The sequence below is a fragment of the Paenibacillus mobilis genome (genome assembly GCF_058267595.1).
In genome coordinates this window covers 165,409-178,869 of sequence record NZ_JBZCMS010000004.1, presented here as the reverse complement: position 1 = coordinate 178,869, position 13,461 = coordinate 165,409, and the positions used below count along the sequence as shown (strand labels likewise).

General features: G+C 54.8%; 12 protein-coding genes. 3 read left to right on the top strand and 9 right to left on the bottom strand.

Going from position 1 to position 13,461, the window contains the following annotated elements; all coding sequences use genetic code 11:
* Window positions 1–91: 91 nt before the first annotated feature.
* From AC3ZPD_RS09420 to AC3ZPD_RS09390, 7 genes are all read right to left on the bottom strand, one after another.
* Window positions 92–1,195 carry a Glu/Leu/Phe/Val family dehydrogenase gene (locus AC3ZPD_RS09420; protein WP_490984034.1) on the bottom strand — a complete coding sequence of 368 codons (1,104 nt, stop codon included), beginning with the start codon at window positions 1,193–1,195 and terminating at the stop codon, window positions 92–94.
* A gap of 176 nt (window positions 1,196–1,371) precedes the next feature.
* The gene (gene nrdF, locus AC3ZPD_RS09415) at window positions 1,372–2,331 is read right to left on the bottom strand and encodes a class 1b ribonucleoside-diphosphate reductase subunit beta (protein ID WP_094095473.1); all 960 of its coding nucleotides are present in this window, start codon (window positions 2,329–2,331) and stop codon (window positions 1,372–1,374) included.
* A gap of 64 nt (window positions 2,332–2,395) precedes the next feature.
* Window positions 2,396–4,480: a class 1b ribonucleoside-diphosphate reductase subunit alpha gene (gene nrdE, locus AC3ZPD_RS09410; RefSeq protein WP_490984033.1), complete on the bottom strand. Its 2,085-nt coding sequence runs from the start codon at window positions 4,478–4,480 to the stop codon at window positions 2,396–2,398.
* Window positions 4,467–4,826 (bottom strand): class Ib ribonucleoside-diphosphate reductase assembly flavoprotein NrdI, encoded by a 360-nt coding sequence (gene nrdI / locus AC3ZPD_RS09405; protein ID WP_490984032.1) that lies wholly within the window; start codon window positions 4,824–4,826, stop codon window positions 4,467–4,469. The genes nrdE and nrdI overlap by 14 nt, the downstream gene beginning before the upstream one ends.
* Window positions 4,827–5,100: 274 nt before the next feature.
* Entirely contained in the window at window positions 5,101–5,664 is a 564-nt protein-coding gene (locus AC3ZPD_RS09400; protein WP_490984031.1) for a mismatch-specific DNA-glycosylase, read from the bottom strand.
* A 43-nt stretch (window positions 5,665–5,707) separates the two neighbouring features.
* Window positions 5,708–6,175, bottom strand: a complete 468-nt coding sequence (gene chrS, locus AC3ZPD_RS09395) for a chromate efflux transcriptional regulator ChrS (protein WP_490984302.1) — start codon at window positions 6,173–6,175, stop codon at window positions 5,708–5,710.
* 234 nt (window positions 6,176–6,409) lie between these two features.
* Window positions 6,410–7,612: a polysaccharide deacetylase family protein gene (locus AC3ZPD_RS09390; protein WP_490984030.1), complete on the bottom strand. Its 1,203-nt coding sequence runs from the start codon at window positions 7,610–7,612 to the stop codon at window positions 6,410–6,412.
* 235 nt (window positions 7,613–7,847) lie between these two features.
* On the opposite strand from AC3ZPD_RS09390, the gene AC3ZPD_RS09385 reads away from it, so the two are divergent.
* Window positions 7,848–8,525, top strand: a complete 678-nt coding sequence (locus AC3ZPD_RS09385) for a futalosine hydrolase (protein ID WP_490984029.1) — start codon at window positions 7,848–7,850, stop codon at window positions 8,523–8,525.
* A gap of 22 nt (window positions 8,526–8,547) precedes the next feature.
* The gene (locus AC3ZPD_RS09380; protein ID WP_490984301.1) at window positions 8,548–9,396 is read left to right on the top strand and encodes a 1,4-dihydroxy-6-naphtoate synthase; all 849 of its coding nucleotides are present in this window, start codon (window positions 8,548–8,550) and stop codon (window positions 9,394–9,396) included.
* 175 nt (window positions 9,397–9,571) lie between these two features.
* On the opposite strand, the gene AC3ZPD_RS09375 is transcribed toward AC3ZPD_RS09380, so the two are convergent.
* Together AC3ZPD_RS09375 and AC3ZPD_RS09370 are read right to left on the bottom strand one after the other, a co-directional pair.
* The gene (locus AC3ZPD_RS09375; RefSeq protein WP_490984028.1) at window positions 9,572–9,871 is read right to left on the bottom strand and encodes a Dabb family protein; all 300 of its coding nucleotides are present in this window, start codon (window positions 9,869–9,871) and stop codon (window positions 9,572–9,574) included.
* Window positions 9,872–10,109: 238 nt separating this feature from the next.
* Window positions 10,110–10,997, bottom strand: a complete 888-nt coding sequence (locus tag AC3ZPD_RS09370; protein WP_490984027.1) for an AraC family transcriptional regulator — start codon at window positions 10,995–10,997, stop codon at window positions 10,110–10,112.
* Window positions 10,998–11,236: 239 nt separating this feature from the next.
* Here AC3ZPD_RS09370 and AC3ZPD_RS09365 point away from each other — a divergent pair, with 239 nt between their 5' ends.
* Window positions 11,237–13,432: an alpha-galactosidase gene (locus tag AC3ZPD_RS09365; RefSeq protein WP_490984026.1), complete on the top strand. Its 2,196-nt coding sequence runs from the start codon at window positions 11,237–11,239 to the stop codon at window positions 13,430–13,432.
* Window positions 13,433–13,461 lie beyond the last annotated feature (29 nt).

Here is a 13,461-nt window from a genome sequence, read left to right as displayed (position 1 = left end):
CAGCCAGCCGCTCCAACCCGCGCTCCAAAGGCGCTTTAGATAAATTAGAACCCGCAGCGAATCCCCGCTGCGGGTTCTTTGTTTCTATCAGCTACCGCTCGCCGCGGCCGCTCAGGGCATGGTGCCCATTGCGCAGAAACAGGCTGCGGGCATTTTTCAGCCGCTCGATCCGCTGCTCGGCGAGCCGGTCCGCCGCTGCATAGGTAGGAATGCCTTCTTCGCGGGAAATGGCAAAAATCCGGCTGAGACTGTCGTAAATCTGCCCAACCTTGCTCATGGCCCGTTCCGCGTTGTAGCCCTGCAGCTCGTCGGCGACATTGATGACGCCGCCCGCGTTGATCACATAGTCCGGTGCATAAACAATCCCCAGCTCCTGCAGCCGGTCGCCATGGCTCGCCTCCTTCAGCTGGTTGTTGGCCGAACCGGCAACCACTTTGGCTTTCAGCCGCGGAATCGTGTCGTCGTTAATCGTGGCCCCCAGCGCGCACGGCGCGTAAATATCGCATTTCACGCCCATGATATCGTCCGGGTCCACCGCCGTCGCCCCAAACTGCTCGACCGCGCTGCGGACCGCTTCTTTATGAATATCCGTCACAATCAGCTTGACGCCTTCTTCATGCAGATATTTGCACAGATGGGTGGCAACGTTCCCGATCCCCTGAACAGCTACCGTCCGCCCTTCCAGCGAATCGCTCCCGAAGGCTTCTTTGGCGGCCGCTTTCATACCCCGATAAACGCCGTAGGCCGTCACAGGCGACGGATTGCCGGAGGCTCCTGCCGAAGCGGAGGTGCCGGTCACAAAATCCGTTTCCTGACGGATAAGTTCCATGTCCGCTACCGTGGTGCCCACGTCCTCGGCGGTGATGTAACGACCGTTCAGCCCCTGAATAAACCGGCCGAAAGCGCGGAACATCGCTTCGTTTTTATCTTTTCTCGGATCTCCGATAATAACGGTTTTGCCGCCGCCCAGATTCAGCCCGGATACGGCGTTTTTATAAGTCATTCCTTTCGCCAGGCGCAAGGCATCTTCGATGGCCGCTGCCTCCGACGCATAAGTCCACATCCGTGTGCCGCCCAAGGCGGGACCGAGGGTCGTGTCGTGAATAGCTATAATCGCTTTAAGCCCCGAAACCTGGTCCTGGCAAAAGATCAGCTGCTCATAGTCGTACTCCTGCATGGCTTTGAATAATTCCATCTCTCTGGCTCCTCCAAATTCATGACCTCTTGTTTACTCCAGTGTTTCCTTCCTTTTTGCTTTTCATAATCGCCCGCCGCTCCCTTCCCTTATCCTTTCCTTTATCCATAAAAAAACAAAACGGAAACCCAAAGGGCTTCCGTTTTGTTTGTGCTATCTAAATTTATAAATCGACCTTAAAATTGAAAATCGTCGTCGGTCAAAGGCTCTACGTTCAGCGCCTTCACATAACCGTTCCCTTTTTTGGAGAAAAAGTCATGCTGCTTCGTATGTGTGCTAATGCCGTTGAAGACGATCGGGTTGACTTCTTCTTCCTCAAACAGAGGATCGAAGCCCAGGTTCATCATCGCTTTGTTGGCATTGTAGCGAAGGAACACCTTCACGTCTTCGACCAAGCCGATCGGCGCATAAATTTGTTCGGTATAACGCTCTTCGTTGGTATGCAGGTAACGAAGCAGGCCTACCAGCGTTTCGTGCGCGTCGCGCTGCTCTTCTTCGGAAAGCTCGGCAAAAATCTCCTGAGCCAAAACGCCGACATAAACGCCGTGAATGCTCTCGTCGCGGAGAATCAAATCGATGATTTCGCCGCTGCAGGTCATTTTGCCCTGGCCCGCCAGATAAAGCGGGTAGAAGAAACCGCTGTAGAACAGGTAGCTTTCCAGCAGCACGGACGCCGCCATCGCCAGGAACAGCTCTTTAGGCGAATTGATATTATTGTAATATTGGCGAATCGTCTCCGCTTTGGTTTGCAGATAAGTATTCTGCTCCACCCAGCGGAAAACGGAGTCGATTTCTTCCGTAGAAGCCAGCGTCGTAAAAATGCTGCTGTACGATTTGGCATGGATTTGCTCCATCATGCCCATGAAACCAAGCACGGCTTTGCGCTGCAGGCCGTCTACATGCTCCATGATTTGCGGCATGCCGACGCCGCCCTGAATCGTATCGAGCAGCGTCAATCCGCCAAGCACTTTCATATAAGCGTCCTTCTGATCGTCGTTTAACGTCAGCCAGGACATTTTATCGTCAGACAGCGGAATTTCATCGTCCGTCCAGAACTGCATAATGTTCTGGTTCCAGAACATCAGCGTGAAATCGTCGTCCGGACGGTTCCAGTTCACCGCTTTGATTGCGTTCATTCCCAAGTTCCCCTTCCTCTATGAGGCGCCGCTCAGGCGCGCTGTTCTCCCCGTTCTCTAAACCTTAAACGGAGCAGGTCAGACATTCTTCCACGGACAGCTTTTTGGTCCGCGTGTAATACAAGGATTTCAGGCCTTTATGAGCCGCGTACAGATAGTAACGAGCCAATTGGCGTGTCGTCACGTTGCTGTTCACGTGCAGGATCGTCGAAATGCCTTGGTCCACGTGCGGCTGAATCTCGGCGATGAGGTCCAGCACCTTGAACTGATCCATGTTGTAAGAAGATTTATAGAAAAAGATATTATCGCGCTGCAAATAAGGCATTGGATAATAAGTTGTTGAATTCGCATAAGTCCGCGTTTCGATCTGCTCCACGATCGGCATTACGCTGGAAGTGGAGTTTTGGATGTAGGAAATGCTGGCCGTCGGCGCAATCGCCATCCGGTAAGCATGGTACAGCCCGTTTTTCATAACGGCTGCTTTCAGCTCGGCCCAATCCTGCGGAGAAGGAAGCTCCAGGCCTTCGAACAAAGCTTTTACCCGGTCGGTTGTCGGACGATAGTCCTCTTCCAGATAACGGTCAAAATAATTCCCGTTCGCGTATTCCGATTTCTCGAAGTCTGCAAACGTTTCGCCGGTTTCCACCGCGATCATCATGCTTTTTTCGATCGAATAGTAGTTCATCGCCATAAAGAAGGCACGTGCAAACTCTTTGGCGTCTTCGCTTTCATAAGCGATTTTGTTTTTGGCAAAATAACCGTGCAGGTTCATTACTCCCAGCCCGACGGAATGCATTTCGCGATTGGCTTTCGCTACGCCCGGCGCGTTCCCCACGTTGGTCATGTCGCTAACGGAAGTCAGGGCCGTCATGCCTTCGTGAACGGATTCGCGAATTTTCTTGGACTCCATGACATTCACGATGTTCAGGGAAGCCAGGTTGCAGCTGATGTCGCGGCGGATTTGGTCTTCCTGGCCGTAGTCGGCGATTTCGGAAGTCTCCTGCAGCTGGAAAATCTCCGTGCACAGGTTGGACATTTTGATCTGCCCGATGCCTTTCAGGGCATGGCCCTTGTTCGCGTTTGTTTTGTTCATGATGTAAGGATAGCCGGATTCCAGCTGAACCATGGCGATTTTCGTCAGCATGTCGCGCGCGTTCATGACGGCTTTCTTTTTCACGCGGTCGTCCGCCAGCAGCTTGTCGTACATTTCGTCCATATCCATGTCGTCGAGATGTACGCCGTAAGCTTTAAATACGCTGTAAGGACCAAACACGTGCAGCGGCTGGTTGTCCTTTGCCAGCTCGTAGAAACGGTTTGGTACGATCAGGCCGATGGACAACGTTTTGAGACGGGTTCTTTCGTCCGCGTTGATCTTTTTGCTGTCCAGGAACTCGATAACGTCCCAGCCGAAAATGTTGTAGTAACCTGCGCCGGAACCTTTGCGTTGTCCCATTTGATCCGCGTAGGAGAACGCATCCTCCATCAGCTTCAGCACCGGCATAATGCCTTTGGCTGCGCCTTCCACGCCTTTGATCGCTTCGCCGCGCCCGCGCAGCTTAGACAGGTTCACCGCCACGCCGCCGCCGATTTTGGACAGCTGCATGCAGGTGTTCAGCACGTAGTTAATGGAGTTAAGGGAGTCGTCCATTTCAAGCAGGAAGCAGGATACAAGCTCGCCGCGGCGGCTTTTGCCCGCGTTCAGGAACGTCGGGGTCGCCGGCTGCAGGCGCTGCTCCATCATGGAATGCGCCAGCGTGCAGGCCGTTTCGGCATTGCCTCGGCCCAAATGCAAAGCTACAACAGCTACACGATCCGGATAATGCTCTAAGTATTGGGAGCGGTCGTTGGTTTTCACCGCGTAATCGGTATAGAATTTTGATGCTGCCATATAAGATTGGAACTCAAAATGATAGCTATGCGTAATTTCATAAACCCGTTCCACTTCGTCCGGGGTATACTTCTGATAGAAATCCTCGTAGTAATCGTTTTGAATCATATAAGCGACCTTAGCCGCCGTGCTTTCAAACTTCAGGCTCTTCGAATCGACATCCGCCAAAAATTCGCGAACCGCCTCCCGGTCCATCTCCAATTGGAAAAATCCGTCTTCGCCCGTCTTCATCAACATGTTGTTAAGCTCAATATGCCGCAAACCGGCTCACCTCCTGTTTAAATCGTTCTGCATCTCCAAAAGTCCCGGACAACTCGAATTTACTGATGACCGGCACCTGATATTTCTCTGAAATGAGGTCCGCGCTTCTGGCGAACTTGTCACCCCAATTGCGATTGCCGCTTGCCGCTACCCCGACCAGACGGTCGTGGTTGCGCTGAAGAAAAGAAGCGACCCGCTCCGGCACCTGCCCGAAGCCGGTTGTATATGTAACCAGTACAAAAGGTTCTTCGATGGTCATAGACTCGTTGATTTGTACTGCCTGCATTTTCAATTTGTTGATAAATCTCTTAACATTTCCTGTCTTGGAATCGTAGGCGATTAGCACTCGAAATCATCCTTTCACCCTTGTCAGACGCGTGATTCTGCGGATTTTGTCCTCTTGTGTCATTAACCCTAAATCCGGGGTTCAAAACCCAAGATATAGGTGCTGATATTAAATTTATACTCTATATATAGTGATGTCAATCCTGCCAAATGCCCGGTTAGAGGTGCTTGTCCGCCGAAACTCCGCTCCTTTACTGGGTTTCTGACTATTTTTCGAAGCGCAAAAAAAAATAGAGAAGGCGGTCCGCCTTCTCCCGAAAACGTTTCCTTAATCACTATGAAAATGACGTGACTTCTTTTTCAGAAATCGCATCCGCCAGCCTGGCGTAAATACCCACAATTTCTTGTATCGGCATCCGGACCAGTCCGCTTGAAGAGGGAGCGACAAATTCGTGCATCCCCTCCAGGAAGGGCTCGGGTTGAAACCCCCAATCCACTCTCGTTCTCCGGCTGTACTCCTTGTACACGCCTTTGCCTACGAAACAGACGACCCGGGGCCTATAGCGCAGCAGCTTCTCCTTCAGCACTTCCCGGCCGATCCGGTAATCTTCTTTGGTCAAATCGTCGATGCCCTTCGTCGGTCTGGCAACAATATTGGTAAAGCCGTATCCCAGCTTCAGCAGCTCGCCGTCCTCCGAAGGGTCATAAAGTCTTGGCGTCAGGCCCGACTGATGCAGGATCCGCCAGAAGTTGTTGCGGGGGTTGGCGTAGTGATGTCCGGTCTCTCCCGAAATCAAGCTGGGATTAAAGCCGACAAATACGACCTGCAGTCCGGCATCCAGGTGATCCGGCACGCCGCCCGCTCCTTGGCCTTCGGCGCCTTTTTCGTAATCGTGCATGGTGGTCCCCCTTTCCCTCCAGGATCAGGTATCGGCCCGGCCCTTACAGCCGCATGCCCATCCGGCTTTTATAGCGGGTGATCAGCACTTGGGAATCGACGCTTGTAATGCCCGGAAGAATATACAGCTTCTCCTTCATGAAGGCTTCCATCTCCTTGTTGTCTGCGAACAGCGCATGCATATGGAGCTTGGATGGGCCTGTCATATGGTAAAGACTTGTGACGACAGGTTCCTCCGCGAGCGTCTCCGCCACCCGCTGCAGGTATTGAGGTTCTACTTCCACGTTAAAAAAAGCCGATACGGAAATTCCTATTTTCTCAGAGTTGATGACCGCTGTAAAGCGTTCTATGACGCCTTCTTCCATTAAAGCGTTAATACGAGTTTGCACGGCTACGCGCGACAGTCCGATTTCCTTGCCCAAGTCCGTATAAGAAATGCGGCCGTTGGCATTCAGCGCTTTAATGATTTTACGGTCGGTCTCGTCAAGCGTTACGCGGCCCTGCTCATCCATTTTTGACATCTGGTTCACCCTCTTTCACGATTCTGAATTCATGGATTAAAATCTATGTCGATTAGCTTGTACGTCTAAGTTTTCTGTGTGTCCTTGCCCCGGCGAGCCGCCGGTTTGTCATTGGTCTTGAAGCTTTTCGCCGGCTCTGCCTTTAAATATATCTTTTTTCCGCAAAAAAACCAGCCCCCGGCAGAATCTGTAATTCCGCGGGGGCTTTCAGGCAGATTTGTCCGTCTACCGCTCGTCATTCCAGAAGTTCACCGGCCTTAGCTCCGGCGTGATCACCGCAAAGCGGTAGCCCTCTTTCTTCAGCGAAGAAAGGATTTGCGGCAAGACCTTGATCGTCGTCGGCAGATCGTGCATCAGCACTACCGGGGATGTTCCGCGGGCCGAAACGTTTTTGATCTGCTTCATCACGTTCTCATAAGTAGAAGCCGTATCCTCTTTAAACTTCCAGTCCTGGGAATCCACGTTCCAGTCCCACAGATGATATCCCTCCCCCAGCACCTTATCCCGGAAGCCGTCCGTAAAATACGGTTTGCTGCCGTAAGGCGGCCGGATCAGCGCCGATTTGACGCCGGCGGCTTTATAAAGCCTTGCATTATCGTCATTCATTTCCTGAAGCGCAGCCTCGGGCGTTTTGTAAAACAGGTCCTTCTGATGGGTCATGCCGTGAAGACCGACGCCGTCGCCTTCCCTGACCATTCGTTTAACGGAATCGGAATAAGTGCTGATATGATTGCCGAGCATAAAAAAGGTGGCTTTAACCTCATATTTGTCCAAAATGTCGAGCAGCTGCCCCGTATGGGCGCTTGGACCGTCGTCAAAAGTCAAATACAACGTTTTGCCCGGATCGCCGCTGCCGCCGCCTTTCCCGGCTTCCGAAGGAACGGGTTTCGCCTGCTCTTCGGCTTCGCGGACCGCTTTCAAATGGCTGTCGATCTCTGTTTTATATTTGTCGTCAAATGTTTTACCGTCCATCGTTCCCGAAACCGTCACCACTCGCAGCAGCCGTTCGTTGGCCTGGTACGTAACCTGATACTTGAAGGAAGCGGCCACAAGGCCGAGCGGGACCAGCGTGGAGCCGTTTTCGACGAACATGGGGGCTTTCGCCGCCGTACCGTCCGGTTTGACCGCCTGCGCGCTTGAAGGCTTCAGGAGAAGCATGGCTCCCCCGCCCGACGCCAGCGCAATCTCCTGCGGCGTGCCCGAAAACTTGAGACCAAGCAGCTGCGCAGCCTGGCGCACCGGCACGAAATAGTTTCCGTCTTTAAAGACAGGGAGCAGATCGGTAAGTTCGTCATTTAATCCGAGCAGAGCCGTTGAAGCGGCGGAAGCCGCCGCAGCCGCAGGCAAAGACGGCAGCACCGCCAGCAGGAGACCGGAGACCAGCATGATCCAAACCGAACGTTTTCCAAAGCTTGAAGCCTTTCTCATGAGCGTGTTTCCTCCTAATCTAGTATCGGTTCATCCTTTTATACTACAAATAAAAAATAAAACAAAATTTAAGAGAAAAGCGGCTGGATTTGCCGGGCTTTCCGCCGCTTTTTCCGCCGGATGAACAACCGTGCAGCACTGCGTCATGCTTGTTCCCCGCAGGGGCACGGAGCTATAATAGATTCTATGAGTTCAATTCAGAGAACATGCTAGAAAGACAGGAGTTTGTGCCGAGATGCCGGAATTTGAGGAGATACGAAGCAAAAAGATACTGATCCTGACCGCCGTCGAGGCGGAACGTGAAGCCGTGCTGCGCGGCCTGGGCCGAGACGGGCGTTTTGAGGTGGCCCTGGCCGGCGTAGGACCGGTTCAGGCGGCCATCGGCACGACGAAGCTGCTGGCCGCAGACAGCGGCAGCTACGGCCTCGTCGTGAACGCCGGCATCGCCGGCGGATATGCGGGCCGGGCGGAGATCGGCTCGCTGGTGGTGTCCAGCGAGATCATCGCTGCGGACCTCGGCGCGGAGACGCCGGAGGGCTTCAGCAGCCTCGACGAGCTGGGCTTCGGCAGCGCGGTCGTGCAAGTCGACCGCGCTTTGGCCGGGCGCGCAGCCGCAGCGCTGGCTGCGGCAGGGCTGCCGGTCACGCTGGGACCGGCATTAACCCTGGCGACCGTGACGGGAACGGCCGCCACCGCCTCCATGCTGGCCGCCCGGTTCCCCGGCGCGGCGTCTGAAGGCATGGAGGGCTTCGGCATTGCCGCGGCAGCCCGGGAATTCGGGCTGCCTGCCCTGGAGCTGCGGGCCGTTTCGAACGCCGTCGGCCCGCGCGACAAATCCTTGTGGCGAATCGGAGATGCCCTGAAAGCATTGGAAGCCGCTTTTGCGGTAATTGCGGAATCTTGGAGGGATTAAACATATGAGCAGCATCAATCGCATGAACATCGCTTATTCACCGTGTCCGAACGACACGTTTGTATTTCACGCCTGGGCGCACGGGCTCGTTCCCGGCGCCCCCCAATTAAACGTTACTTACGCGGATATCGACATCACCAACCATCTGGCAGCCCGCGGGGAAGGCCCCGAGGTGCTGAAAATTTCCTATGCCGCCCTGCCTTGGGTGCTCAGGGACTACGCGCTTCTGCCTTGCGGCGGCGCGCTTGGCCGCGGCTGCGGTCCGCTCGTGCTGACCCGCGGCGGCTTGTCCGCCGAAGCCGACCCGGCGCTTCTGTCCGGCAAACGGGTAGCCGTGCCGAGCGACCGCTCGACGGCCTACCTTCTGTTCCGCCTTTGGGCGGCGCAGAAGGTGCCCGGCGGCGTCGGCGAAATCGTCGTGATGCCGTTTGACGAAATTATGCCGGCCGTGCGCGACGGCAAAATCGACGCCGGCCTGGTCATTCACGAAGCGCGCTTCACCTATCCTTCCTACGGCCTGGCCCTGCTGCAGGACCTCGGCAGCTGGTGGGAAGAGGATACCGGCACCCCGATTCCGCTCGGCGCGATTATTGCCCGCCGCTCGCTGGATCTGGCACCTATTCCAGGCTGGATCCGCTCGTCCATCGATTACGGCTGGGCTCATCCGGAAGCTTCGCGGGGCTATATCCTTGAGCATGCCCAAGAGATGGATCCTGACGTGGCGCAGCAGCACATCAATTTGTACGTAAACGAATTTACCCGCGACCTCGGCCCGGACGGCTACAAGGCGATCGCTTCCCTGCTGGGACGTGCCGGAGCCGAAGGGCTGATCCCGGAATTTGATCTCGGTCTGCTGAAGTTTGAGGCGTAACTAAATTCGTAATTCGGGGCATTGTCTGAATTTCCTGCAAAAGGGCCTTGCTCCGGAGCGGACTCGGATAGTTTGCGTGGGCTTTAAAACTGACATTTAACAATTAACACTTTAATAGGAAAAGGGGCTGGACACGATAAGTGCCAGCCCCTTCTTTTTTTACGGGATTCCTTCATTAAAACGGATAGTCTGCAATAATGATGTTTTCCGTATGGGGTCCAAACTCCTGCAGGAAGGCCTGGTGAGCCGGATGGACGTCGTAATCGCGGCAAGCCTGCAGGCTTTCGAACGTGACCCGAATCGCCAGCACAAACCCTTGCTTATGTTTCTCGTCCTCCGTTACATTGATTCCCGAGCTAAGCTCCACAATGCCCGGAATTTCCTCTTTAAAAGCCTTTGCTTTTTTTACGGCTTCCTGCAGCATTTCCTCCGTAAAGCTTTCCTTTACTTTCAATAAAACAAGATGTTCATACATCGTGATCTTCCTCCTAAAGGATATGTAAGCTGATTAGGCTCACGTTTATTATACGGCTAAATATGGGCTATTAAAAATGTCCGCCTGGAATCGGCGCGGCGCTTGTCCGGGAGGCTGGCCACGGACGAGCGGCATGGCATCTAATAGCCCGTACCCGCCTTTACTCGGCACCTATTTGCCACTTGCTGCACCTACTTGCTATTTGCATCTACTGCATCCAGGCCTATGCTTTCCCCCATCAGCTCGGAAAAAGCATCCGCCGGATCTCATAAAGATCGCTGCCGCGCCGGAATTCGCCGGGGGACATGCCGGTGTGGCTGCGGAACACCTTGCCGAAATAATTGGCGTTCGAAAATCCGGTCAGCGCCGCAACCTCTTCCAGCGTCCGCTCCTCGGGAGAAAGCAGCAGCACCGAAGCCCGCTCCAGACGCACCTTCGTCAAGTAACGGCCGGGCGTAGCCCCGAGCGCCTGCTCGCATTCCCGGGTCAAATGATATTTCGAGCAGCCCGCGGCCGAAGCCATCTCGTCCAGGCTGATCGGCTGGCTGAATCGCTCCTCGATAAACTGTTTGCATTTCTCCACCGCGGGCGGCAGTCTCCGACTGCCCCTGCGCCTTTCAAACAGGCTGGCCAGCTGCATCACGATGGAGTAGGCCGCCTGCGAGCATTGATAAATATCGTTGAGCCGGTCCTGTACCGCTTCCTCGTAAATTCGCCACATCAGCTCCATAAAAGCCGACTCCAGCCCGATCCGCACTACCGGTCCCTCGGCGGCAATCAGCTCCCTCCAAAAACCGAGCGCATCGTGCGAAAGCTCGACGTACAACAGCTCCCAGCTGGATGAGCTTTCCGGCAGGCGGTAAACGTGATTGCCCGGCACATCCACCAGGAACACATGCCCCGCTTCAAGGCTGTGCTTCTTCCCGTTCAGCTCAATTTCTCCGCGTCCTGACAGCGTGATTTGCAAAACGCAGTGGTCCCCGGGGCGGTTCCGTCCGTCCCAGACATAGTTATGCGTGGTTACCGTCTGCCAGCCGATCGCCTTAAGCATCATCATCGGCATGGGCAGTACAAAATGAAACGAAACCGAGGTTTGCCTGTTAAGCTTACGCTCTCTAGCTTCCATAGCAATATTCTACCTTTCCGGAAAAATATCTTACTCTTGATGAGCATGGTTAAGCGCTTTATCCTAAGTATAGCTCAAATTACAAGGAGCGCGATACCGGTAATCGGCAGCCGTCTAAGAAAGCAATTTTTTCTAAAAATGTCCGCGACGGCAAGCTTGGGCCGCTCTTTTTTACACGAAGCCCTTTTCAATCCAGCTATTGAATCTAATCTGTTTGATCATCGGGAGGATATGTTGCCATGGCTATTCATTTTGATGCGGAACAACGCGTTTTTCACCTTCAATCCGCCAATTCCAGCTACGTGATGCAAATCGTGAAAGGAGAATTTGTTGCCCACCTGTATTGGGGTCGAAAAATCAAAGCTTACCGGGATAGCAGCCGGCTCGCCTTTATCGGCCGGGCTTTTGCTCCAAACGTCGATCCGAACGACCACGACGTCACCCTGGACACGCTGCCGCAGGAGTATCCGGGCTTCGGTGCTGGCGATTTTGGTGTGCCTGCCTATCAGGTCGGCCAGGAAGACGGCTCAACCGTCACGGATCTGCGTTATGTTTCTCATAAAATCTATGCGGGCAAACCCGCCCTGCCGGGTCTGCCGGCTGTTTATGTCGAGTCGGAGGAAGAGGCGGACACGCTCGAGCTGCTGCTCGAAGACCAGCTGACCGGCCTGCGCGTGACGCTGATTTATAGCGCTTTTAATACCCAAAACGCCATCACCCGGTCCGTCCGTCTTGATAATGGCGGCACGCAGCACTTGAAGCTGCTCCGGGCGCTCAGCGCCAGCGTCGATTTCCGCGACGACGAATTTGACATGCTGACGTTTTACGGGGCGCACTTAAAGGAACGAAACATTGCCCGCCGTCCGCTTGCGCCCGGTATCCAGGCGGCCGAAAGCCGCCGCGGAGCCAGCAGCCCGCAGCAAAATCCGTTTCTTGCCCTGCTGCGCAAGGACACAAACGAAGACGCGGGGGAGGTTTATGCCTTCAACCTGGTCTACAGCGGCAACTTTATCGCCCAGGCCGACGTCCAGCAGTTCCAGACGACTCGGGTATCCATCGGCCTTAATCCTTTTGATTTCTCCTGGGCGCTGGAGCCGGGGGCTTCCTTCCAGACGCCGGAGGTCGTTATGGTTTATGCCAGCGAAGGGCTCGGCGAAATGTCGCGGACCTTTAGCAAGCTGTATCAAAGCCGGCTGGTCCGGGGCAAACATCGCGACGCCGTGCGGCCGATTCTGATCAACAACTGGGAAGCGACCTATTTTAATTTCGACGCCGAAAAAATCGTTGCCATCGCCTCTACCGGGCACGAGCTGGGCATGGAGCTGTTTGTGCTGGACGACGGCTGGTTCGGCCGACGGGACGACGACCACAGCTCGCTCGGCGACTGGGTGACGGACCTGCGCAAGCTGCCGGACGGCCTGGATGGGCTTGCCCGCCGCATCACGGACATGGGCATGCAGTTTGGCCTCTGGTTCGAGCCGGAGATGGTCTCCCCGGACAGCGACCTGTACCGCAGCCATCCGGACTGGTGCATTCACGTGCCGGGACGGGCCCGTTCCGAAAGCCGCAACCAGCTGGTGCTTGATTTATCGCGGCCCGAGGTTTGCGATTATATCGTTCAGGTCGTTGGAAGCATTCTGGCCTCCGCCCCGATCAGCTACGTAAAATGGGACATGAACCGCCATCTGAGCGAAGTCGGTTCCGCCGGTCTGCCGCCTGAACGCCAGCGGGAAACGTCCCACCGTTACATGCTGGGCTTGTACCGGGTGATGGAGGAGCTGACCTCCGCTTTCCCTGACGTGCTCTTTGAAAGCTGTTCCAGCGGCGGCGGACGTTATGATCCGGGCATGCTTTATTACATGCCGCAAACCTGGATGAGCGACAACACCGATGCCATCAGCCGCTTGAAAATCCAATACGGGAACAGCCTTGTCTATCCGGCAGTCACCATGGGCTCCCACGTCTCCACGTCCCCGAACCATCAGGTGAACCGGATCACCTCGCTTGATATCCGCGGACATGTCGCCATGTCCGGCAACTTTGGCTACGAGCTGGACCTGACCAAGCTGACGGAGGACGAGAAACAAACGGTGAAAGCCCAGATTGCGCTTTATAAAGAAGTGCGGGAGCTGATCCAGTTCGGCACGTTTTACCGGATCCTGAATCCGTTTGAAGGCAATGAAGCAGCCTGGACGTTTGTCTCCGAGCAACAGAACGAAGCGGTGCTCGCTTTTTTCCGCGTGTTGTCCCAACCGAACGAGCGGGTGCAGATTTTACGGACCAAAGGCCTCAATCCCGATTATTTATACCGTCATCTGGAAACCGGCCGTGTTTACGGAGGCGACGAGCTGATGTATAACGGGCTGACCCTCCCTCAAATGAACGGCGACTTCGTCAGCTTGTTTTGGCGGTTCGAGAAGGTCGGCGAGCAATAAGCGAATAAGGGCACACTTTTTCAGAAAAA